Genomic DNA, 22,132 nt, shown 5'->3' on the forward strand with positions numbered 1-22,132 from the left:
GGCTTTAAACAAATGTTCTAAATGACTTCCTGGAGAACCGTGTTTTAATAAAGCAAAACTTTCTGCTCCGTATTTAGATTTTACATCTTTCATTTTTGAAGCAATTAAATCTAATGCTTCTTCCCAAGATGCTTTTCTGAAAGTTTGTTCACCTTTAACAGTAGTTCTAATTAACGGTGTTTTTAAACGATCTTCGTCATTGTACATTCCAACTCCACCTGTACCTCTTGGACATAGACGGCCATGGCAATGTGGATCGGATTCATTTCCTTTAAGTTTTACAATTTCTCCATCGTCATTAGTATATGCCCACTCGGCACATTTCCAAAAACAAACTTCACAATATGTAGCAGTCTTATTAAATTTACCAGCAACATTTTGTTTAACTAACTCATCTAAATAAGTGTTAGCGCCAAACATGTTAATTGCTGAAGTAGATGCTGCTACACCTCCTAAGCCTAGGGCAGAAATTTTAATAAATTTTCTTCTTGATGTAGTCATAAGTGTATTTATTTTTACAGCTGTAAAGTTAATTAGATGAGGCATTGTAGAATATGACAAATGTCATTAATGTAAATTTAGTAAAGTAACAATAGTTGCTTTAATGCTTATTTCTATGCAATAGTTGTTGCATAATTTTTCAATTTTGAATAGTTGATTGATTTTAAGAGGATTGGCTTTTTAATTGAATTACACTAGATAAGTAATTTATTGTAAATTTGATCCAATAAATTATATATGAAAATAAAACACGCTAAAACAGGTCTTTTTTTACTACTATTTTTAGTAATACTTATTGTTTTTTTGTTTAAAAATGGAAAGTATTTCAAATCAGATTCTGTAGAAGAAAGTCAATATGTAAAAATTGAAAATATTGATGAAGAGTCATGTTTAAATTGTCATTCAAACACAACAGGGTATTCGGAATATCATAATCCCGAATTAATAGGTTGTATAAGTTGTCATTTAGGAAATCCAAACGAGTTAGATAAGGATAAATCACATCATGGAATGGTATTAATTCCAGGGAATTTAGTTGATGCAGCTGAAACCTGTGGAAAATGTCATCCCAATGAATTGTCTAAAATTGAAAATTCATTAATGACCACTAACAGTGGTTTAGTAGCAGTTGATAAATATATTTTTGGTGAAGCAGATTCACCCAATTATCATTATCATATAAAAGATATTAAATATTCTGCAGCCGATAAGCATATACGTGATTTGTGTGCAAATTGTCATTTAGGAGCTGAAAAAAAAGAATTTGGTCAAATAACACAAATGAGTAGAGGCGGAGGTTGTAATGCTTGTCATTTAAATTATTCAGAAGATGCTTCTAATGATTTGAAAACTTATTTATCTTCAGAAAAAAAAGTAGTACCTAAATTTCATCCTTCAACAGATATTTTTGTTTCAAATGAACATTGTTATGGTTGTCATAGTCGTTCAAGTAGAATTTCAACTAATTATGAAGGTTGGCAAGAAACAATGCTAAATGAAGAGGAAATTAAAAATTTAAAAGGGTATAAAATAGTTGAAGATAAAAGAGTTTATAAATATATTGAAGAGGATATACACCACACAAAAGGAATGTTGTGTATAGATTGCCATTCATCTCATGAGGTTATGGGCAACGGTAAAAAATATGCACATGAGGAGCAAGCAGTTACATTGCAATGTGCTGACTGTCATTTTAAAGAAAAACCAACTACAATTCCGTATGATTCTTTAGATGCTGAAAGTTTATTGGTTTTTTTACATAGAGATTATAAGCATACTGATAAACAAATTATTACAGTAAAAAAAGATAAACATCCATTAGTAAATACGTTTGTAGATTCGTTAGGAAACGCCTTTTTAATAGGGAAAAAAGATGGTGTTTTACATCCACTAAATCCACAACCTGATATTTGTTCAAGAGATAATGCGCATCAAAATGTGAGTTGTGCAACTTGTCATTCTTCATGGACTTCACGTTGTATTGGTTGTCATAATGAGTTTGATGAAAATGAGCCAAGAGCATTTGATTTGTTGGATAAAAAATATGGAACAGGTCAATGGAAAGAACATGTAGCAGAGTTTTCTTCTTCAGTTCCAGCAATGGGAGTTCGTTCAACAAGTACAGGTAAAATTATTGAGCCTGCGATTCCTGGTATGATTATGACTATTGATAAAGGAAGTTACACAGGAAAGGAATTAGGAACTGATGTTTCTTTCCATAGATTGTACGCTCCAAATTCACCGCATACAACTACAAGTAAAGTAAGAAATTGTAAATCGTGTCATTCAAACTCTGCAACTTTAGGTTTTGGGAAAGGCGAGTTGAAATATCAAATTAATAATGGTGAAGGAAAGTGGTTTTTCACATCAGATTATGCTTTAAATCCGAATGATAATTTACCTGAAGATGCTTGGATTCCCTTTTTAGGGGAAACAGCAAAAGGTGTAGTTAACTCAACACGATTAGATTTTAGACCTTTTACTGTGAGTGAACAAAAACAGCTATTAACAGTGGGTGCATGTTTACAATGTCACAAAGATGATTCTAAAATAATGCAACAAAGTTTAATTAATGGCATTCAACCGTTATTAAATAAATTAAGTAAAAAGTGTATATTGCCTACTTGGGAATAACAAATTTATAATGAATAAAACTAAAGTTACTTTTTTTGTATTTGTATTGGCATCAATATTAGATATAATTGGAATTATTTTTTCAATGCCAATACTTATCTATATTTTTAAACCATTAATTATATTTTCACTACTATTTTTATACGTGTTCTCTTTGCCAAAAAGATTAAAGTGGTATGTAATGGCATTAGAACTTTCTTTTTTTGGAGATATTTTGCTATTGTTTTCGGGAAAGCTATTTTTTATTGCAGGATTAGTATCCTTTTTATTGGCGCATATTTTATTTATTAAAATTGTAATTTCAAGAATAAAGGAATTTAATTTTTTAAAATTAACTATTTCTATAATTCCATTTTTAGTTGTTTTTATTTTGTTAATTTTTACATTAAAAAATTCTCTTCACGAAATGTTATTACCCGTAATTATTTATGGTGTAATAATTTCAACATTTGGCACGGTTTCTTTAATTGATTTTTTGAATAAGAAATCGAAAAAGGCGATGTTGATGCTTTTTGGAGCTATTTTCTTTATGATTTCCGATTCACTTTTGGCAATCAATAAGTTTTACAATCCAGCCCATATTCTCGAAGTTATTGTGATGGCAACTTATGTAATAGCCCAATATTTAATTTTTAAATCGATGATCCAAAAAAATGTGTTGCAAAGTTAGGGTTTTATTACTGCAACCGTTTGTGAAGCCCAATCTGGAAATTCATTGATATCAATATGAAAAATAACTTTTCCTAAGGTTAAGGTAGCAATTGAAATAACTATAATTGCTACTAAATTTATAAAAAAACCAACTTTAATCATTTGAATCATTTTTATTTTTCCGGAGCCAAAAATAATTGCATTTGGCGGAGTTGCTATTGGAAACATAAAAGCCATGCTTGCTGCTAAAGTAATTGGTAACATTAATAATAATGGGTTTAATTTAAGCTGAACTGCAAGTCCAGAAATGATAGGTAACATCATTTCTGTAGTTGCAGTATTAGATGTAAACTCAGTTAATAATGACATTATTCCAGTTAAAGCAATCACTATAGATGATGTTGAAAATGTGCCTGCATTTGCTAAAATAGTTCCAATATAGGTTGATAAACCGGAGTCAATAAACCCTTTAGCAAGTGCAAATCCTCCTCCAAATAAAAATACAATACGCCAAGGTATTTTTTTAATAATGTTCCAAGTTACTAAAGATTCATTTTTTTTAGAAGATGGAGTGACAAATAATAATGTAGCAATAAACATAGCAACAGTTCCGTCATTTAAAAATTTAGGATGTTTAAATAATAAACTCCAGCCAGGTGTGGTTATAAAACCTAAATCAATACTTTTTCGAAACACCCAAAGTAATGCCAATACAACAAATAATATGAATACTCTTTTTTGTTCTAGAGTTACTTTCCCTAGTTCGTTATATTTTTCTTTAAAAAATGATTTAGGAAGTTTTTTTAGTTGATGTTTGGGTTTAAAAACGAGATATAAAAAAAGCAAAATAAACCAAAACATGAAGATTGTAATTGGAAGGGCAAAAGTAATCCATTGTCCAAATGAAATTTCAGGAGCATTTGGGAAAATAATTTCATAAATTCTTAAAAAAGATAAGTTTGGAGGAGTTCCAACCAATGTGGCAATTCCACCTACAGAGCATGCGTATGCAATAGCTAGTAATAATCCTATGGAATAATTTTTCACCTTACTTTCACCGTGTATTTCTTCTAGTGATAAAATTACTGAAAATGCAATGGGCAACATCATCATGGCTGTTGCTGTATTTGACATCCACATGGATAAAAAAGCAGATGAAAACATAAATCCGAATAAAATCATAAACGGACTGCCACCCATTATTGATAATATTTTTAGGGCAATCCTTTTATGTAAATTCCATTTTTCAATAGCTAAAGCCATAATAAAACCACCAATAAACAGAAATATCACATAATTTATATAACTATTTGATATTGTTTTCCCATCTAAAATGCCTAACATGGGAAAAAGTATTATTGGTAATAATGAAGTTAAACCAATAGGTAAGGCTTCAGTTACCCACCAAAATGCCATTAAAAAAGCAATTGCAGCAGTATAAGTAACTTCTGGTTTTTCAGGTTGAAGATGTACAAAAAAAATGATATAAAAAAAGACAATTAAACCCGTGATAATAAATTTAGGTTTAATAGCTTGATTAGATTTCTTCGAGGTCATACTTAATTTTTTATCTTTTTATCAGTACAGTAATATTTAAAGGTATAAATAAAAACTTTAAGCACTTGCAAATAAAGTTACAATTGAAAATATTTCTTATAAAAACAGCGAAAACGAAATAGTATTGAGGGTTTAATAAATCATTCTATTTTATACGTTTTTTTATTCGTTTTTATTCTTTATTCTATAAAAAAAGTCTAAACTTTGTAGTATTAAATTTTCAATTAAAAGAAAATGAAAATAGTAAAAAAAGCACAGGCAGGATCGTTTGAATCAAGTGATATTTTAATACTTGCCGAAAAACCAAAAGACACAAAAGGAAGAGTAATTCAATTAAACTCTATTGTTGAAAAGCAATATGGAGACATGATTCTGAAAACAGTTAATGCTGTATTAGATAAGTTTGAAATTGCTGATATTCACTTAGTTATTCACGATAAAGGAGCGTTAACACCAGTGATTGAAGCCCGTATGGAAACGGTATTATTAAGAGCATCAAATAATCAAAAAGGAACTTTATATTAAATTTTTGGAGTTATGAAACAGAAAAGAAGAACTATGCTGTATATCCCAGGGAATAACCCTGCAATGTTAATTCATGGAGGAACGTATGGAGCCGATAGTCTTTTGCTAGATCTTGAAGATAGTGTAGCATTAGAGCAAAAAGATTCTGCACGAATTTTAGTTAAAAACGTTCTAAAAAATATTAACTTTTATGGTGCCGAGGTTTGTGTTAGAATTAATCATTTAGATACACCTTTTGGCATAGAAGATTTAAAAGAAATTATTCCATTAAAACCAGATGCTATTCGTTATCCAAAAACAGAAACTATTGAAGATTTAAAAAGATTAGTTACTGTTATGGAAGAAATTGAAGATCAACATAACATTTCACATGATGAAATTAAGATTCATATTATGATTGAAACAGCGCTTGGTGTTCAAAATGTTTTTGAAATTGCAAAATTATGCCATCGATTAGATGCCATAACTATTGGTGGACAAGATTTAACTGCTGATATGAATATTAAAAGTACTAAAGATGGTTCAGGAATAGATTTAGCACGTAAAATGATTGTTATGGCTGCTAAAGCAAATAAAATAGATGCCATTGATACGGTTTTTGTTGATATTGATGATGAAGAAGGATTAAGAAGAGAAACTGAAAAATCTAAAAATTTAGGATTTACAGGCAAAGCAGTAATCAATCCAAGACAAATTGATATTGTTCACGAAGTTTATACGCCTACGGAACAAGAAATTAGAAAAGCGTATAAAATTTATAAAGAATTTAAAAAGAAAAAAAAGGAAGGAATAGGCGTTTTTGCTGTGGATGGTAAAATGGTGGATGCACCAGTAATAGCAAGAGCAAAATACATACTTGAACTAGCACATATTAACCTTCAAGAAATATAAATTATAAGCAATGAAAAATTCTTTAAATCGAAATATTCCAGAGTTTATAAACGGTATTGGAAAAATAGCTCCTTTCACAGGAGCTTGGAATAAATTAAAAAAAGGGTGGATGGATGAAATAACAATTTCTCCTCCCAACAAAGCCAAATTGCCACATCAAAAAAAATTAACGGAAACCCTTAAAGAAGCCATTATTAAAACTTCTCCAAAAGATGGAATGACCGTTTCTTTCCATCATCATTTAAGAAATGGAGATTTTATTCTAGTAGAAGCTATAAAAATATTGGCTGAATTAGGGATTAAAAATATAACGTTGGCTTCATCATCTCTTAATGATAGTCATACAGAATTGATAAAATACATTAAAGATGGAACTATTACAAAAATTTGGACTTCTGGAATTCGAGGAAAATTAGGGAAAGCCATTTCTGAAGGAATTATGAAAAATCCGGTTATTATTCATTCTCATGGAGGAAGAGTTAGAGCCATTCATACCGGTAAAATTGCTATTGATTTATGTATCATTGCAGCTTCAGCAGCAGATGAAGAAGGTAACGCAAACGGAGCTATTGGGAAATCTGCATTTGGTTCTTTGGGCTATGCCAGAATTGATTCACGTTACTCAAAGCAGGTTATTATTGTAACGGATAATTTGGTTGAATTTCCTTGTTTCCCATTATCTGTACAACAAAATTTTGTAGATTATGTAGTTAAAGTAGCTTCTATTGGTGATCCAACTAAAATTGCAAGTGGAACAACACGAATTACAAAATCGCCAATGGATTTAAGAATTGCAAAATTAGCGGCTGATGTTATCGAAAAATCGGGTTATTTTAAAAACGGATTCTCTTTTCAAGTAGGTGCAGGTGGAGCTTCATTAGCTGTTGCGAAATTCATTCGTAAAAAAATGGAAAATAAAGAAATTAAAGGAAGCTTTTTATTGGGTGGAGTAACTTCTTATGGTGTTGATATGCTTAACGAAGGCTTATTTAAAACTATTTTTGATGTTCAATCGTTTGATGCCGAGGTAAGCTCATCTTTATATAATAATAAAAATCATATTGAAATATCAGCTTCATTATATGCCAATCCATATAACTGTGGTTGTATGACAAATAAATTAGATATTGTTGTTTTAGGAGCCTTAGAAGTTGATGTTGATTTTAATGTAAACGTAATTACTGGTTCAAAAGGGTATTTAAGAGGAGCCTCTGGTGGACATTGTGATACGGCTTCTGGAGCTGAATTAACAGTAGTTGTTTGTCCGTCTTTTAGAGGAAGAATATCAACCGTTAATAAACGTGTTGATACTATTGTAACTCCCGGAGAATCGGTTGATGTTGTGGTAACTGAAAGAGGAATTTGTGTAAATCCAAATAAACCAGCGTTAGAACAAATATTGATGAAAGCAGGTTTAAATATTCGAAATATTGAAGATTTACAAAAGGAAGTTGAAAAAATTGTTGGCATTCCTAATCCAATTGAACGAACAGATAAAATTGTAGCATTAATTGAATATAGAGATGGAACGGCAATTGATGTTGTTAGACAATTAAAAACTGTTGAATGACACAAAATAAAGAAATTTTATCTAAAATACTTTTAGCTAAAGAAACTCGTAGAGAACTTCGAAAAACATTAGCTTTAAATCAATTTGCAACAATTAGTGTTTCTTTAAATATTGCTGGTTACCCTAAAAATAATAAGATTACTCAGCAATTTTTTGATATACTATTAGAAGATTTTAAAATATTTTTAATTGCAAACAGGATATACATTTCTATCAATAAAAAGTTTGAAATTTTAGATAAAGCAGGTAATTTTTATTGCAATAAAATAGAAGATAAAACTATTGATTTAATTCAGTTAAAACTAAAAACTGAAGAATTTGAGCAACATCATAAAGTGGGAAGATTAATTGATGTTGATATTTTTGATAAAAATGGAATTCCTGTAAGTTCAAATAAAATTAAAAAATGCTTATTGTGTGAAAAACCAGCTACGGTTTGTATGCGTGAAAAAACACATAGTTATAAAGATTTGAGAAGATTTTCTTTTGAAAAATTGCAATTGTTTATGAATGATAAACAAAAAAAAGAGGTGTTACAAACCATTTGTGAAATGGCAAATAAGGCTATTTTATACGAAGTAGCGGTAACTCCAAAACCAGGTTTGGTCGATTTTGAAGATTCTGGTGCTCATTCGGATATGAATTATTTTACTTTTTTAAATTCAAGTGCGGCTATTTCACCTTTTTGGCTTGAGTTTGCAAAATTAGCATATAATTATAAAGGTGATTTAACAAATGTGTTACCTGAAATTAGAAAAATTGGAATTAGAGCAGAAAATAAGATGCTTTTTGCTACTACTAATACAAATACACATAAGGGATTAATTTTTATTATGGGTTTATCTGTTTTTGCTAGTGTATATTCTTTGCATAAAAATAATTATATTTTTGATAGTTCATTATTTATTAATACGCTGCAAAAAATCACGAAAGATATTGTTGAAAATGAATTAAAATCATTAAATAAAAAATCAATATCTCACGGAGAAAAAACTTTTCAAAAATTTGGAATAAAAGGTGCAGGAGCACGGTATCAAGCTCAAACGGGTTTTTCTGTAATTTTTGAAAAAGTTATACCGTTTTTAAATGAAAAATTAAAAGTTAATCAATATCAAAATAAAGAAGAATTAAATGAAAAATTAAAAAAGGCATTGTTATTATTAATAGCTAATGTTGACGATTCTAATGTATTATACAGAAATTCTGCTGAAGCTGAAAATTTAAAAATTATGGCAAATTTAGTTTATCAAGGTAAAAAAGATTATGTTGAATTATGCTTGTTTTGCAAAGAAAAAAATATATCTCCAGGTGGTGCAGCAGATTTGTTAGCATTATCACTTTTCTTATTTTTCATTCAAAATAAATATCATAAAAATGAACTTTGAAAACACAGATTTTAGGGCGGAGTTATTAGATTTAGAAAACCCTTTTGATGTTAAATTAGTTGCTGAATTTTTATCAAAACACAGATTTGAATACAAGCCAAATGAAGTTGATAAAACACTTATTTTATATAATTTAAACGATGAAATTATAGGAACAGGTTCCTATAAACATCAAACATTAAAGTTTGTTGTTGTAGATGAAAAATTTAGAGAGAGTACTGCTTTTCCTTGGATTGTTACAACTTTGGGTAATAAAATATTAGAAAATTATAAACGTTGTTTTGTTTATACAAGGCCAAAAACAGCTTCACTTTTTGAAGGTTTAGGATACAAAGAAATTGCTAGAGCTGAACCTTTATTTTCAGTTTTAGAATTTGGATATCAAACTATTGAAGATTATCAAAAATTTCTTTTGCACCATAAACGAGAAACTAAAACCAACAAAATTGCGGCCATTGTTGTTAATTGTAATCCGTTTACCAATGGTCATTTATATTTAATTGAAAAAGCAGCTTCAGAAAATGAATTGTTATATTTATTTGTAGTTGAAGAAGATTTATCTTCATTTCCTTATAAAATCCGTAGAGAAATAATTGAAGAAGGAATTTCTCATTTAGAGAATGTGGTAGTTTTAGCGACGGGACCTTATATTGTTTCAGGTGCAATTTTCCCAAATTATTTTTTGAAATCGGAATCATGGAATGAAATTTCTCAAAAACAAGCTGAAGTTGATGTGTCTATTTTCGCTGAATATGTAATCCCTACTTTAAATATTACAAAACGATATGTAGGAACAGAAAATTATTGTGAGACAACCCGAGCCTATAATACGGCGATGAAAGAAATATTGCCTAAAAACGGTTGTGAGTTAATTGAAATTATGAGAAAATATGATGGTGTAAATGAAGAAAACGAACCAAATTATATTAGTGCCTCAAAAATACGAAAAGCGATAAAAGAAAATAAATTAGACAAAGTTTTACATTTGCTTCCTGAAGCTACACAAAAATTCTTATTGTCTGATAAATCCTTAGCCGTTAGAAATAAAATAATAAATAGCGAAGGTCGGCATTAATAAGAAATATTTTTAAAAAAAAGTCGGCCCCGTGGGTTTCGAACCCACGACAACCTGATTAAGAGTCAGGTGCTCTGCCAGCTGAGCTAGAGGCCGAATTTAGTTATTTTGAGAACACTTGATTGTGTTGTTCTTGCACGCGGATAAAGGTAGTTCTTTTTGTTAATTCTTTCAGCCTATTTGCTCCAACATAGGTGCAAGTTGATCTTAAACCACCTAGGATGTCTATTACTGTATTTTCAACTGAACCTCTAAAAGGGAGTTCAACCATTTTTCCTTCAGAAGCTCTATAATTTGCAACGCCACCAACATGTTTATTCATAGCAGTTTCTGAACTCATTCCATAAAACTGTTTATATTTTTTCCCATTTTTCGTAATCAATTTCCCACCGCTTTCTTTATGACCAGCAAGCATTCCACCTAGCATAACAAAATCTGCACCACCACCAAAAGCTTTGGCAATATCACCAGGAATTTTGCATCCACCATCTGAAACTATTTGTCCGCCTAATCCATGTGCTGCATCAGCACATTCAATAATTGCAGATAGTTGAGGATATCCAACACCTGTTTTAACGCGAGTAGTACACACTGAACCAGGGCCAATTCCCACTTTTATAATGTCTGCCCCAGCTAATAGTAATTCTTCAACCATTTCACCGGTAACCACATTGCCTGCCATAATAATTTTATCAGTATATAATTCTCTAGTTTTTTTAACAAAATAAACAAAATGTTCAGAATACCCATTTGCTACATCAATGCAAATAAACTTAATTTCAGGGTGTATTGTAAAAATTTCTTTTAGTTTTTCCGCATCTTTTAATCCAGTTCCAGTGCTTACGGCAATATAGTCTAGAATACTTTTATCAGTGTTTTTTAAAAAATTGGTCCATTCACTAATAGTATAATGTTTATGAATTGCGGTAAACATTTTATGTTTAGCTAATGCTGTAGCCATTTCAAATGTACCTACAGTATCCATATTTGCAGCCATAATTGGAACACCATTCCATTTATAATTACTATGTAAAAAAGTAAATTTTCTATTTAAATTAACTTGAGATCTTGAACTTAAAGTTGATCGTTTAGGGCGTATCATTACATCTTTAAATCCTAATTTTAATCCAGTTTCTATACGCATTTTTTTAAAATTATATTAGACGATTATACTTTTTCCTTTACTAGCTTTATTGTTATCATTATCAAAATAAAAATCTATTCTACCAACATTTATTCCGTAACAGCCAACTTGATTTACCAACACATTTTCCCCAATACTATTTTTTGTAACTGTTGGTTTTGGTAAAAAAGTATGTGTATGCCCACCAATTATTAAATCTATATCTTTTGTTTTAGAAGCTAATTCTAAATCTCCAATTTCTTTACGTCCAACTTTGTAATGATAGCCCAAATGAGATAAGCATATTACTAAATCACATTGCTCATCTTCTTTTAAAATTCGACTCATATCTTGTGCAATTTCAATAGGATTTAAATAGATGGTTTCTTTATAATTTTTTGAGTCAACTAATCCTTTGAGTCCTATACCTAATCCGAAAATTCCAATTTTAATACCATCTTTTATATAAACTTTGTAAGGTTTTACGTGTGAATTTAATACTGTGTTCTTAAAATCGTAATTAGATGAAATAAAATCGAATTTTGCGTGTGGTAATTGAGCATATAGGCCATCAACTCCATTGTCAAAATCGTGATTTCCAATTGTCACAGCATCATATTTAAGCATACTCATTAGTTTAAACTCTAATTCACCTCCGTAAAAGTTGAAATATGGAGTTCCTTGAAAAATGTCTCCTGCATCTAGCAGTAAAGTATTTGGGTTTTCTTTTCTTATTTCTTCAACTAAAGTTGCACGTCTTGCAACACCACCTTTGTTTGCAAATCTAGAATGATTGCTTGGAAATGGCTCTATATGACTATGCGTATCATTTGTATGTAAAATGGTAATATGTTTTGTGCTTTTGCTAGAAAATGATTGTAATGAGAGCCCTCCTAAAGTTAAAAAAGCAGTTGCGGCAGTCGATTTTTGTATAAAATTTCTTCTTTTCATAATTTTTAAATTTCGCTACGGAATCTTCCGTCTAATTTAATTTTAACGGTATCATTTTCTTTAAAATAATCAATTATTGCATTTCTAACCTTATAATTTGTCTTGTATAAATTTACTGGATTTTTAAAGAAATTCATATTATCACCACCATTTTGTAAATAATCTGATGTTAACACGTAGTATGTTTTTGAACTATCAATAGGTTTATTATTAATTTTTAAATTGTAACCATTTTTAGTAATTGCTAAATTAATTTGTTTTGAAACAGGATGAGCTCTATTTTCTATGATTAAATAGTTGATTAGTTCTTTAATTTTCTCAGAAGTTAATTCAACAACAACTAATTGATTTTCAAAAGGCATTAAATTAAAAGCATTTCTAGTTGTAATTTTCCCTTTTGAAATTCCAGCTCTAATACCTCCAAAATTAAATAGTGCAAAATCAATATTTTTACCGGTTATTGAGTTAAATACTGGGCTTGCTTTCTCAAAACATAAGTCAGCCATTAAATTTCCTAAAGAGCTTTCAAGTTTCCCATCAGCTCTATTTAATTCATTTGGAGTGTAGCTTAAGACAGCATTCATTTCAGCTTCAACTTTCATTTTAAAAGGTTCAATAATAGCTTCAATTGCTTTTTTTGAAGTTAACTCTTCATTAATAGGAATTAATTTTCCTTCAATTTTTACCAAATGTTGAGGTTCGTTTTTACAACTAAAGAGAAGAAAAGTGGTAAAAAAGACAATTATAATTTTTTTCATTGTTGAAATACTAATGATTTTAATTAATTTTGTGAATTCAATGGTAAATATAGATGATTTTTACAGGATTTAAACGAAAAAGTAATCAAATTTTTTTTAACAAAAGGTTGCCAAAACTACTTAAAAAAAAGAGTGCTATTTCTACGCGAAAAATAAAAAAAATTTTAGTAATTTCAGATGATTACTTAGAAAAAGAGTTAATTCAAAAATACATATTAGAAGAACTTAAAGTTACTAAAAGTGATATTGAATGGTTGTTTTTTAATAAAAAATTAAAAAAAGAACAAGTTTTTGAAGGTATATTTACACCAAAAGATCTTGGTTGGTATGGCAAAATAACATCTGAAAAACTAAAATACCAATTAACAAAAAAATATGATTTGTTAATTAATTATAGTAAAATTGATAATATATATACCAACGTATTATTATTGTACTGTAAAGTTGGATTTAAAGCAGGGTTTTCTCATTTAGATAATAGATTATATGATTTATTAATTAACTGTAAACCAGATGATTTAAGTTTATTTACAAGAGAATTAAAAAAATATTTAACCATTTTAAAAAAAATATAATGAAAGAATTGATAGGAACTGGAGTGGCGTTAGTAACCCCTTTTAATGATGATAAATCGGTAGATTTTGAAGGGTTAAAGCGTTTGGTAAACTATCAAATAGACAATGGTATAAACTATTTGGTGCTTTTAGGTACAACAGGTGAGCCAGCTACATTAACTTCAAAAGAAAAAGAAAAAATTAAAGCAACCGTTGTTAGTGTAAATAATGGTAGGCTTCCAATAGTTTTAGGAATTGGAGGGAATAACACAATGGCAGTTGTTGAAGAATTAAAAACTACAGATTTAGCCGATTATTGTGCAATTCTCTCAGTTTCTCCATATTACAACAAACCAACTCAAGAAGGTATTTATCAACATTTTAAAGCAGTAGCTGAGGCGAGTCCTAAACCAATAATTTTATATAATGTACCAAGTAGAACAGGTGTAAATGTTGAACCAAATACGGTAATTAGAATTGCAACCAATTTTAAAAATATTGTAGCTATAAAAGAAGCTGCGGGTGATATTATTCAGGTTCAACGATTATTACAGCATAAACCAAAAGATTTTTTAGTAATCTCAGGTGATGATATGATTGCATTACCAATGGTTTTAGCAGGTGGCTCAGGTGTAATTTCTGTAATTGGACAAGGTTTTCCAAAACTTTTTTCAGAAATGATTCAGCAAGGTTTAAAAGGGGATGTAAAAGGAGCAAATAAATTGCATTATAAAGTTATGGATAGTATTGATTATATTTTTGAAGAGGGAAATCCAGCAGGTATAAAATCTTTATTAAAAACGTTGAATATATGTGAAGAGAATGTTCGTTTACCTTTAGTGAATGCTTCTTATGAATTACAACAAAAAATAAGTAACTTTGTGGCAAATAATTAGTTTTAAATTCATAAAAATTAGAGGATATGTTATCAGAAAGAATGCAAACCGTTTTAAATAAGCAAGTACGAATTGAAGCTGAATCTTCTCAAATATATTTAGCAATGGCTTCTTGGGCTGAGCAAAAAGGTTTAGAAGGTGTATCAGAATTTATGTATGATCAATCTGATGAAGAACGTCAACATATGTTGAAATTGTTTAAATATATTAATGAAAGAGGAGGGCATGCTAAAGTAACTGAATTAAATGGCCCCGAATTAGAATTTGGTTCAATTAAAGAAATGTTTGAAACATTGTTTAAGCATGAAGTATTTGTATCGCAAAGTATTAACGATTTAGTACATATTGCATTAGAAGATAAAGATTATGCTACACATAACTTTTTACAATGGTATGTTGCAGAACAAATTGAAGAAGAAGCACAAGCAAGAACTATTTTAGATAAAATAAACTTAATTGGTGATGATAAAGGAGGTTTATACTTGTTTGATAATGATATTAAGCAACTTGCAGTTGTAAGTTCTGTTGCTCCATCAGCTTAATTATTAACAAACAATTAAGAGTGCAAAGCAATATTTATTGTAAAACAGAGTTAATTTTGTGGTTTACAGATGTATAAAAAATCATTTTAATAATCCATAATAAATAACTAATTTTGCCAAATGCAAAAAAATAAAATTTACATTTTCATTTTATTAATAGCTCTAGGTGTTTCATCTTGTAGTGAATATCAAAAAGTATTGAATAAAGGTACTGTAGAATCGCAATACCAAATGGCTACAAAATTATACGAAACACAAAAGTATAATAAAGCTATTCAATTGTTTGAAAAAATTACACCTAGTTATAGAGGGAAACCTCAAATGGAACGTATTCAATATATGATAGCGCAAGCACATTATAATACAAAGCAATATACTTTAGCCGCATACTATTTTGATAAGTTTGTGAAAAATTATCCTAAAAGTTCAAAAATTGAAGAATCTGCGTATTTATCAGCTCATAGTTATTATTTATCATCACCTATATTTAGCTTAGATCAAAAAGATACTTACGAAGCAATTACAGCACTACAAAATTTTATTTTTAAGTATCCAAATTCACCTAATATTGCTAATGCTAATAAATATGTTAAAGAACTAACTCATAAATTAGAAAAAAAATCATTTGAAATAGCTAAGCAATATTACCTAACAACAGACTATATTGCAGCGATAGTTGCATTTGATAATTTACTTTCAGATTATTTAGGTACATCATTTAAAGAAGAAGCCTTATATTTTAAATTTAAATCGGCTTACGAATTAGCGATAAATAGCTTTTATACCAAAAAAGAAGAAAGACTAAACCAAGCAATTAAAATACATGAAAGATTTAAGAAAAGTTTTTCAAACTCTGAATATTTAAAAGAAACTACTAAATTAGTATCAAATTTAACCGAAGAATTAAATTCTTTAATAGCATTAAAAACACAAACTAATGGATTATAAAAACTCAAAAGCAGCTAATACAACTGTAACTTACGACAAAAATCAAATTGAAGCTCCTACAGAAAATATTTATGAAGCTATTACAATTATTGCAAAAAGAGCTGAGCAAATAAGTGGTGACTTAAAAAGTGAATTAGTTGAAAAGTTAGAAGAATTTGCTACTTATACTGATAGTTTAGATGAGGTTTTTGAAAATAAAGAACAAATAGAAGTTTCTAAATTTTACGAAAAATTACCTAAAGCTACTGCAATTGCTGTTCAAGAATGGATAGATGATAGAATTTATCACAGAAACCCAGAAGAAACTCAAGAATAGATGTCAGTTTTAAGCGGTAAAAATATACTTTTAGGTGTAACTGCTGGTATTGCTGCTTATAAAACTGCTTATTTAGTACGGTTTTTTGTGAAAGCAGAAGCAAATGTTAAAGTTGTAATGACTCCTGCTTCGAAAGATTTTGTTACACCATTAACTCTTTCAACACTTTCTAATAATCCCGTTGTTTCAACTTTTTTTGAAAAAGAAGAAGAAAATGAACAATGGAATAGCCATGTAGATTTAGGCCTTTGGGCAAATTATATGGTTATTGCCCCTGCAACTGCCAATACACTTTCTAAAATGGCAAATGGTGTTTGTGATAATTTATTGTTAGCAACCTACTTATCTGCAAAATGTAAGGTGTATTTTGCACCAGCAATGGATTTGGATATGTACCAACATCCTGCTACAAAACGAAGTATTGAAAAATTACAAAAATTTGGTAACGTTTTTATTCCGCCATCAAGTGGTGAATTAGCAAGTGGTTTGTTTGGAGAAGGCCGAATGGAAGAACCTGAAAATATAGTATCTTTTATTGAAAATGATATTGTTAAAGGATTACCATTGTATAATAAAAAAGTAGTAATTACTGCTGGACCAACTTACGAAGCAATAGACCCTGTACGTTTTATTGGAAATCATTCTTCTGGTAAAATGGGATTTGAAATTGCAAAAACTGCAGCTAATTTAGGAGCTCAAGTTTATTTGGTAACAGGGCCATCAAATGAAAAAATAACTCAATCACTTATTAAAAGGATTGATGTTGTTAGTGCAGAGGAAATGTATAATGAAGTTCATAAATATTATAGTTCTGCTGATATTGCAATTCTCTCAGCAGCTGTTGCAGATTATAAACCAAGTACTGTAGCAACTACTAAAATTAAAAAGACAGAGGATTCAATGAGTATTGAATTGGTAAAAACTAACGATATTTTAGCTTCATTAGGTAAAATTAAAACAACTCAGTTTTTAGTAGGCTTTGCTCTTGAAACAAATAATGAACTTGAAAATGCAAAAGCGAAGTTAAAGAAGAAAAATTTAGATTTAATTGTACTAAATTCATTGCAAGATAAAGGAGCCGGATTTAAAAAAGAAACAAATAAAGTAACTATTATTGATAAATTCGAAAAAATTTCAGAATTTAGTCTAAAATCTAAAGCAGAAGTTGCTAAAGATATTTTTAATGAAATTTTAAATAGAATTTATGCGTAAAATACTTCAAATAATACTAATTTTTTTTACAATAGTACAAGTAAATTCACAAGAGTTAAAATGTTCTATAACAATTAATTCTGATAAAATACCAGGATCAAATAAGCAAATTTATACAACATTGAAAAATTCATTAAATGAATTTATAAACCAAACGCGTTGGACAAATTTTAATTATAAGCCACAAGAACGAATAGATTGCAATTTAACAATAATAATTTTAGAACATAAGGGAACTGAATTTAAAGGAAATATCCAAATTCAGTCTTCTCGCCCTATATATAATTCTTCTTATTTAACACCTGTATTTAATTTTAAAGATAATGATTTTTCGTTTCAATATGCAGAGTATGAGCCATTACAATTTAATGAAAATACATTTGAATCTAATTTAGTATCCGTTATTTCATTTTATGCATATACAATTTTAGGATTTGATGCTGATACATTTTTATTAAATGGAGGTACTCCTCACTTTACAAAAGCACAAAATGTACTTGTACAAGCACAACAAAGTGGTTATGCAGGTTGGAATCAAAATGATGGTTCTGGAACTCGATTTACATTAATTGACAATATATTGTCGCCAACATATAGTTTGTTTAGAAAAGCTTTATACACATATCACTTAAAAGGATTGGATATTATGAGCGATAATAAACAAAAAGCGAAAGAAAAAATTGCTGAATCTATGGCAGATTTAAAATCTGTTTTTAACATTCGACCAAATGCGTTTTTATTACGTGTTTTTATGGATTCTAAAGCGGCAGAAATAGTGAGTATATTTTCTGATGGTCCAATTTATGATACTAAAAAATTAAAAGATGACTTGTTGAAAATTTCACCAATTAACGCTGGTAAGTGGAATGAAATAGAGTAATTTTTAATTATTAATTACAAAAATGCTTACAAACCTTTCTATAAAAAATTACGCATTAATTGAAAGTTTATCTGTTGGTTTTAAAGATGAATTATCTATTATTACGGGAGAAACAGGAGCCGGTAAATCAATTTTATTGGGTGCACTTAGTTTGGTTTTAGGGAAAAGAGCAGATTCTTCTGCTTTAAAAAATACTAAAAATAAATGTATTATTGAGGCTCAATTTTCTATTTCAAACTACTTATTGGAACCTTTTTTTGAAGAAAATGATCTAGATTTTGAAAATGAAACTATTATACGTAGAGAAATTTTGCCTAACGGAAAATCAAGAGCATTTATAAACGATACTCCAACAACATTACAGGTTTTACAAACTTTAAGTCAAAAGTTAATTGATATTCATTCTCAACATCAAACATTACAACTATCAGATGTTAGTTTTCAGTTTCAAATTTTAGATGCACTTTCAAATAATTCAACTAAAATTGAATCATATAAAAGAGGATTGGTAGTATACAATCAACTTTTAAAAGAGTTAAATGAACTTAAAAAATCTCAAGAGTTTGCAAAAGAACAATATGAGTATAATTTGTATTTAGTTGATGAATTATCAAGTGCAAATTTAGAAATAGATGAACAGCAAATTATAGAACAATCTTTAGATAAATTAAATAATATTGAAGAAATAAAATTAAATCTATCAGAAGCACAATCTGTTGCTTTTAATGATGAGGTAGGTTTAAAGGCATTATTAAATTCAATTACAAATAATTTAAATGAAATAGCTCCTTATTCAAATGAGTATAAAAATTTATATGAAAGAATTTTAAGTATTAAAATTGAATTTGATGATATTGCTAGTGAAATAGAAAATGCGAATGAAATTATAGATTTTGACGCTTCAGAATTGCAAAAATTAAATGATAGATTACAGTTAATATATAACCTTCAAAAAAAACATACTGTAAATACAATTGCCGAATTATTAATTCTTCAAGAAGAACTTTTGGTAAAAGTTGATGCTGTGGAAAATTCTTCAGTAATAATATCTAAAAAAGAAGCTGAAATTAAAAATGTATCAGAAAAAATAGATACGTTAGCTAAAACCATTTTTAAACAAAGAGAAAAAGCAATTCCAATTCTTAAAAATAAACTAGAAAATTTACTTGTAAATTTGGGAATGGAAAACACACGTTTTCAATTTAATATAACACATAGTAATCAGTATTTTTTAAACGGAAAAGACCAATTACAGTTATTAATTTCGGCAAATAAAGGGACTAATTTTGGAGCATTAAAAAAAGTAGCTTCAGGTGGCGAATTATCTAGAATAATGCTTTCAGTAAAATCAATTCTTTCTGAATATTTAAAATTACCAACAATTATTTTTGACGAAATTGATACAGGTGTTTCCGGTGAAGTTTCTCAAAAAATGGCTGAAATTATGAAAGATATGAGTAGTAATATGCAGGTTATTACGATAACACACTTGCCTCAAATTGCAGCTAAAGGGAAACAACATTATAAAGTTTACAAACAAGATATTGAAAATAATATAGTTACTAAATTAAGGAAACTATCTGAGAATGAGCGTATAACAGAAATTGCGGAAATGTTAGGTGGAAAAAATATTACTACAACAGCAATTGAACACGCAAAACAGTTGCTAAATTAAGAATTTACTATATTTGCACACTATTTTAAATAAAATCAAAATAAAATACAACTATGTATAACTTATTAAAAGGAAAAAAGGGGATTATATTTGGAGCTTTAGATTCAAAATCTATAGCTTGGAAAGTAGCTGAAAGAGCGCATGAAGAAGGAGCAACTTTTGTATTAACAAATGCACCTGTTGCATTAAGATTAGGAACTATTTCTGAATTAGCAGAAAAAACCGGGTCTCAAGTTATACCTGCTGATGCTACATCTATGATGGATCTTGAAAATTTAATTGATAAATCGGTGGAGATTTTAGGCGGTAAAGTTGATTTTGTTTTACATTCCATAGGTATGTCTGTAAATGTACGTAGAGGAAATCATTATACCAATCAAGATTATAATTTTACAAAAACTGGTTGGGATGTTTCTGCACTTTCTTTTCATAGATTAATGAGTATGTTGTATAAAAAAGACGCAATGAATGAATGGGGAAGTATTGTAGCTTTAACTTATATGGCAGCTCAACGTGTTTTTCCAGATTATAATGATATGGCAGATAATAAAGCATATTTAGAATCTGTAGCACGTAGTTTTGGTTATTTCTTTGGAAGAGATAAAAAAGTTAGAGTAAATACAATTTCTCAGTCTCCAACTCCAACAACTGCAGGAAGTGGTGTAAAAGGATTTGATGGTTTTATAGCGTATGCTGAAGAAATGTCACCTTTAGGAAATGCTACAGCGCTAGAATGTGCAGATTATACCATTAGTTTATTTTCAGATTTAACTAAGAAGGTAACCTTACAAAACTTATTTCATGATGGAGGATTTTCAAATATGGGCGTAAGTACAGCAATTATGGATAATTTCATGAAAACTTTTGACCATGAAGAAGAAATTATTGAAACACCAAAAAAGAAGGAAAAGTAATAACACTTTAGATTCAATAAATAAAAAAGGCGATGATTTTAAATCATCGCCTTTTTTTGTGCTTTATAAATAATTGTTATTTATAATAAAATTCTACTTCTTTTAGAATTATGAGTATTGTCATTTTTTTCATGAATTAATTACTCTACATTTGAAAAGTTTAAAAATAATGAATTAAAAAAACAGTATGAGACCACTTAAAATTATTGTACTAGCAAAGCAAGTGCCCGATACTAGACATGTTGGTCCAGATGCAATGAAGCCAGATGGAACTGTAAATAGAGGTAAACTCTCAACAGTATTTAATCCAGATGATTTACATGCGCTAGAATTAGCATTAAATATAAAAGATAGAATACCAGGTACTCATGTAACCATTTTAACAATGGGTCCGCAAAAAGCCGCAGATATTATTAGAGAAGGATATTATCGAGGTGTTGATAATGGTATTATGATTTCTGATAGACGTTTTGGTGGGGCAGATACATTAGCAACTAGTTATACATTAGTTCAAGGAATTAAAAAATTAGCACCGTACGATTTAATAGTAGGAGGTAGACAAGCTATTGATGGAGATACTGCACAAGTAGGGCCACAATGTGCTGATAAGTTAAAAATACCACAAGTGACGTATGTTGAAGAAATTTTAGAAATAAATGAAGATGAAATAATAGCAAGAAGGCGTTTATCTAAAGGTGTTGAAACTGTATCAGCTCCATTTCCTTGTTTAATGACCGTGCATGGATCTTCACCTGATTGTAGATCTAGAAAAGCAAAAAATGTAATGCAGTATAAATATGCTAGAACTAAAACAGAAATGAGAAAAGGAGATCCTGTTTTAGAGGAACTGCACAAAAAAAGACCATATTTGGTAATTCCTGAATGGAGCGTTGAAGATATCGAAGCTGATGTAAAAAAAATTGGTTTGGCAGGATCACCAACCAAAGTTAAAAGTGTTGAAAGTATTATACTTACAGCGAATGAAGCTAAACTATTAAGTGAGTCTGATGCTGATATTGAAATGATGATTAAAGAATTAATTGAACACCATACCATAGGGTAATTTAAAAACTTT

General features: G+C 29.2%; 22 protein-coding genes and 1 tRNA gene. 17 read left to right on the forward strand and 6 right to left on the reverse strand.

Annotation, left to right across the window (positions count from 1 at the left end):
* A partial coding sequence (locus QM495_RS06790) for a molybdopterin-dependent oxidoreductase (protein WP_408671356.1) occupies positions 1-546 on the reverse strand: 546 nt, incomplete at its 3' end.
* A 192-nt stretch (positions 547-738) separates the two neighbouring features.
* Here QM495_RS06790 and QM495_RS06795 point away from each other — a divergent pair.
* Both QM495_RS06795 and QM495_RS06800 read left to right on the forward strand, forming a co-directional pair.
* A complete protein-coding gene (locus QM495_RS06795) occupies positions 739-2,634 on the forward strand; it encodes a hypothetical protein (protein ID WP_408671357.1) in 1,896 nt (631 codons plus the stop codon).
* Positions 2,635-2,644: 10 nt separating this feature from the next.
* Positions 2,645-3,304, forward strand: coding sequence for a lysoplasmalogenase (locus QM495_RS06800; RefSeq protein WP_408671358.1), 660 nt, complete (start codon positions 2,645-2,647; stop codon positions 3,302-3,304).
* On the opposite strand, the gene QM495_RS06805 is transcribed toward QM495_RS06800, so the two are convergent.
* Complete coding sequence (locus QM495_RS06805; protein WP_408671359.1) at positions 3,301-4,842, reverse strand: SLC13 family permease; 1,542 nt, start codon at positions 4,840-4,842, stop codon at positions 3,301-3,303. The two genes, QM495_RS06800 and QM495_RS06805, sit on opposite strands and share 4 nt — an antisense overlap.
* A gap of 234 nt (positions 4,843-5,076) precedes the next feature.
* Between QM495_RS06805 and citD the strand changes: the two genes are divergently transcribed.
* Genes citD through QM495_RS06830 form a run of 5 tightly spaced genes read left to right on the forward strand, consistent with a single transcriptional unit; the run spans position 5,077 to position 10,288 of the window.
* Positions 5,077-5,367: a citrate lyase acyl carrier protein gene (citD, locus tag QM495_RS06810; protein WP_408671360.1), complete on the forward strand. Its 291-nt coding sequence runs from the start codon at positions 5,077-5,079 to the stop codon at positions 5,365-5,367.
* A gap of 12 nt (positions 5,368-5,379) precedes the next feature.
* Positions 5,380-6,258, forward strand: a complete 879-nt coding sequence (locus QM495_RS06815; protein WP_408671361.1) for an HpcH/HpaI aldolase/citrate lyase family protein — start codon at positions 5,380-5,382, stop codon at positions 6,256-6,258.
* 10 nt (positions 6,259-6,268) lie between these two features.
* The gene (gene citF, locus QM495_RS06820) at positions 6,269-7,828 is read left to right on the forward strand and encodes a citrate lyase subunit alpha (protein ID WP_408671362.1); all 1,560 of its coding nucleotides are present in this window, start codon (positions 6,269-6,271) and stop codon (positions 7,826-7,828) included.
* Entirely contained in the window at positions 7,825-9,213 is a 1,389-nt protein-coding gene (locus tag QM495_RS06825) for a triphosphoribosyl-dephospho-CoA synthase (protein WP_408671363.1), read from the forward strand. Before citF ends, QM495_RS06825 begins: the two co-directional genes overlap by 4 nt.
* Positions 9,203-10,288, forward strand: coding sequence for a hypothetical protein (locus QM495_RS06830; protein WP_408671364.1), 1,086 nt, complete (start codon positions 9,203-9,205; stop codon positions 10,286-10,288). The genes QM495_RS06825 and QM495_RS06830 overlap by 11 nt, the downstream gene beginning before the upstream one ends.
* Before the next feature lie 23 nt (positions 10,289-10,311).
* Here QM495_RS06830 and QM495_RS06835 read toward each other — a convergent pair.
* From QM495_RS06835 to QM495_RS06850, 4 genes are all read right to left on the reverse strand, one after another.
* Positions 10,312-10,384: transfer RNA gene (locus QM495_RS06835), tRNA-Lys, on the reverse strand.
* Positions 10,385-10,391: 7 nt separating this feature from the next.
* Positions 10,392-11,432: a GMP reductase gene (locus QM495_RS06840; protein ID WP_408671365.1), complete on the reverse strand. Its 1,041-nt coding sequence runs from the start codon at positions 11,430-11,432 to the stop codon at positions 10,392-10,394.
* 15 nt (positions 11,433-11,447) lie between these two features.
* Positions 11,448-12,362, reverse strand: a complete 915-nt coding sequence (locus QM495_RS06845; RefSeq protein ID WP_408671366.1) for a bifunctional metallophosphatase/5'-nucleotidase — start codon at positions 12,360-12,362, stop codon at positions 11,448-11,450.
* 5 nt (positions 12,363-12,367) lie between these two features.
* Positions 12,368-13,120: a 5'-nucleotidase C-terminal domain-containing protein gene (locus QM495_RS06850; protein WP_408671367.1), complete on the reverse strand. Its 753-nt coding sequence runs from the start codon at positions 13,118-13,120 to the stop codon at positions 12,368-12,370.
* A 53-nt stretch (positions 13,121-13,173) separates the two neighbouring features.
* Between QM495_RS06850 and QM495_RS06855 the strand changes: the two genes are divergently transcribed.
* From QM495_RS06855 to QM495_RS06900, 10 genes are all read left to right on the forward strand, one after another.
* Positions 13,174-13,695, forward strand: a complete 522-nt coding sequence (locus tag QM495_RS06855) for a DUF6913 domain-containing protein (protein ID WP_408671368.1) — start codon at positions 13,174-13,176, stop codon at positions 13,693-13,695.
* Positions 13,695-14,570, forward strand: coding sequence for a 4-hydroxy-tetrahydrodipicolinate synthase (gene dapA / locus QM495_RS06860; RefSeq protein WP_408671369.1), 876 nt, complete (start codon positions 13,695-13,697; stop codon positions 14,568-14,570). The genes QM495_RS06855 and dapA overlap by 1 nt, the downstream gene beginning before the upstream one ends.
* Positions 14,571-14,596: 26 nt before the next feature.
* Complete coding sequence (locus QM495_RS06865) at positions 14,597-15,112, forward strand: ferritin (RefSeq protein WP_408671370.1); 516 nt, start codon at positions 14,597-14,599, stop codon at positions 15,110-15,112.
* A gap of 120 nt (positions 15,113-15,232) precedes the next feature.
* Positions 15,233-16,060, forward strand: a complete 828-nt coding sequence (locus tag QM495_RS06870) for an outer membrane protein assembly factor BamD (RefSeq protein ID WP_408671371.1) — start codon at positions 15,233-15,235, stop codon at positions 16,058-16,060.
* Complete coding sequence (locus QM495_RS06875; RefSeq protein ID WP_408671372.1) at positions 16,050-16,376, forward strand: DNA-directed RNA polymerase subunit omega; 327 nt, start codon at positions 16,050-16,052, stop codon at positions 16,374-16,376. Before QM495_RS06870 ends, QM495_RS06875 begins: the two co-directional genes overlap by 11 nt.
* Complete coding sequence (gene coaBC, locus QM495_RS06880; protein ID WP_408671373.1) at positions 16,377-17,588, forward strand: bifunctional phosphopantothenoylcysteine decarboxylase/phosphopantothenate--cysteine ligase CoaBC; 1,212 nt, start codon at positions 16,377-16,379, stop codon at positions 17,586-17,588.
* The gene (locus tag QM495_RS06885) at positions 17,581-18,468 is read left to right on the forward strand and encodes a DUF4835 family protein (protein WP_408671374.1); all 888 of its coding nucleotides are present in this window, start codon (positions 17,581-17,583) and stop codon (positions 18,466-18,468) included. The genes coaBC and QM495_RS06885 overlap by 8 nt, the downstream gene beginning before the upstream one ends.
* Before the next feature lie 22 nt (positions 18,469-18,490).
* Positions 18,491-20,143, forward strand: coding sequence for a DNA repair protein RecN (recN, locus tag QM495_RS06890; protein ID WP_408671375.1), 1,653 nt, complete (start codon positions 18,491-18,493; stop codon positions 20,141-20,143).
* A gap of 53 nt (positions 20,144-20,196) precedes the next feature.
* The gene (locus QM495_RS06895) at positions 20,197-21,057 is read left to right on the forward strand and encodes an enoyl-ACP reductase (RefSeq protein WP_408671376.1); all 861 of its coding nucleotides are present in this window, start codon (positions 20,197-20,199) and stop codon (positions 21,055-21,057) included.
* A gap of 187 nt (positions 21,058-21,244) precedes the next feature.
* Positions 21,245-22,120, forward strand: a complete 876-nt coding sequence (locus QM495_RS06900) for an electron transfer flavoprotein subunit beta/FixA family protein (protein ID WP_408671377.1) — start codon at positions 21,245-21,247, stop codon at positions 22,118-22,120.
* Positions 22,121-22,132: the final 12 nt, after the last annotated feature.

It is taken from the genome of Lutibacter sp., assembly GCF_046055765.1.
Lineage (GTDB): Bacteria > Bacteroidota > Bacteroidia > Flavobacteriales > Flavobacteriaceae > Lutibacter.

What these genes read in the sequence shown, in the direction of transcription:
- QM495_RS06865 (WP_408671370.1), top strand. Translation starts at nt 14,597, where the DNA reads ATGTTATCAGAAAGAATGCAAACCGTTTTAAATAAGCAAGTACGAATT.
- QM495_RS06895 (WP_408671376.1), top strand. Translation starts at nt 20,197, where the DNA reads ATGTATAACTTATTAAAAGGAAAAAAGGGGATTATATTTGGAGCTTTA.
- QM495_RS06885 (WP_408671374.1), top strand. Translation starts at nt 17,581, where the DNA reads ATGCGTAAAATACTTCAAATAATACTAATTTTTTTTACAATAGTACAA.
- dapA (WP_408671369.1), top strand. Translation starts at nt 13,695, where the DNA reads ATGAAAGAATTGATAGGAACTGGAGTGGCGTTAGTAACCCCTTTTAAT.
- QM495_RS06800 (WP_408671358.1), top strand. Translation starts at nt 2,645, where the DNA reads ATGAATAAAACTAAAGTTACTTTTTTTGTATTTGTATTGGCATCAATA.
- coaBC (WP_408671373.1), top strand. Translation starts at nt 16,377, where the DNA reads ATGTCAGTTTTAAGCGGTAAAAATATACTTTTAGGTGTAACTGCTGGT.
- QM495_RS06840 (WP_408671365.1), bottom strand. Translation starts at nt 11,432, where the DNA reads ATGCGTATAGAAACTGGATTAAAATTAGGATTTAAAGATGTAATGATA.
- QM495_RS06855 (WP_408671368.1), top strand. Translation starts at nt 13,174, where the DNA reads ATGATTTTTACAGGATTTAAACGAAAAAGTAATCAAATTTTTTTTAAC.
- QM495_RS06830 (WP_408671364.1), top strand. Translation starts at nt 9,203, where the DNA reads ATGAACTTTGAAAACACAGATTTTAGGGCGGAGTTATTAGATTTAGAA.
- QM495_RS06845 (WP_408671366.1), bottom strand. Translation starts at nt 12,362, where the DNA reads ATGAAAAGAAGAAATTTTATACAAAAATCGACTGCCGCAACTGCTTTT.
- citD (WP_408671360.1), top strand. Translation starts at nt 5,077, where the DNA reads ATGAAAATAGTAAAAAAAGCACAGGCAGGATCGTTTGAATCAAGTGAT.
- QM495_RS06900 (WP_408671377.1), top strand. Translation starts at nt 21,245, where the DNA reads ATGAGACCACTTAAAATTATTGTACTAGCAAAGCAAGTGCCCGATACT.
- QM495_RS06825 (WP_408671363.1), top strand. Translation starts at nt 7,825, where the DNA reads ATGACACAAAATAAAGAAATTTTATCTAAAATACTTTTAGCTAAAGAA.
- QM495_RS06795 (WP_408671357.1), top strand. Translation starts at nt 739, where the DNA reads ATGAAAATAAAACACGCTAAAACAGGTCTTTTTTTACTACTATTTTTA.
- recN (WP_408671375.1), top strand. Translation starts at nt 18,491, where the DNA reads ATGCTTACAAACCTTTCTATAAAAAATTACGCATTAATTGAAAGTTTA.
- QM495_RS06875 (WP_408671372.1), top strand. Translation starts at nt 16,050, where the DNA reads ATGGATTATAAAAACTCAAAAGCAGCTAATACAACTGTAACTTACGAC.
- QM495_RS06870 (WP_408671371.1), top strand. Translation starts at nt 15,233, where the DNA reads ATGCAAAAAAATAAAATTTACATTTTCATTTTATTAATAGCTCTAGGT.
- citF (WP_408671362.1), top strand. Translation starts at nt 6,269, where the DNA reads ATGAAAAATTCTTTAAATCGAAATATTCCAGAGTTTATAAACGGTATT.
- QM495_RS06850 (WP_408671367.1), bottom strand. Translation starts at nt 13,120, where the DNA reads ATGAAAAAAATTATAATTGTCTTTTTTACCACTTTTCTTCTCTTTAGT.
- QM495_RS06815 (WP_408671361.1), top strand. Translation starts at nt 5,380, where the DNA reads ATGAAACAGAAAAGAAGAACTATGCTGTATATCCCAGGGAATAACCCT.
- QM495_RS06805 (WP_408671359.1), bottom strand. Translation starts at nt 4,842, where the DNA reads ATGACCTCGAAGAAATCTAATCAAGCTATTAAACCTAAATTTATTATC.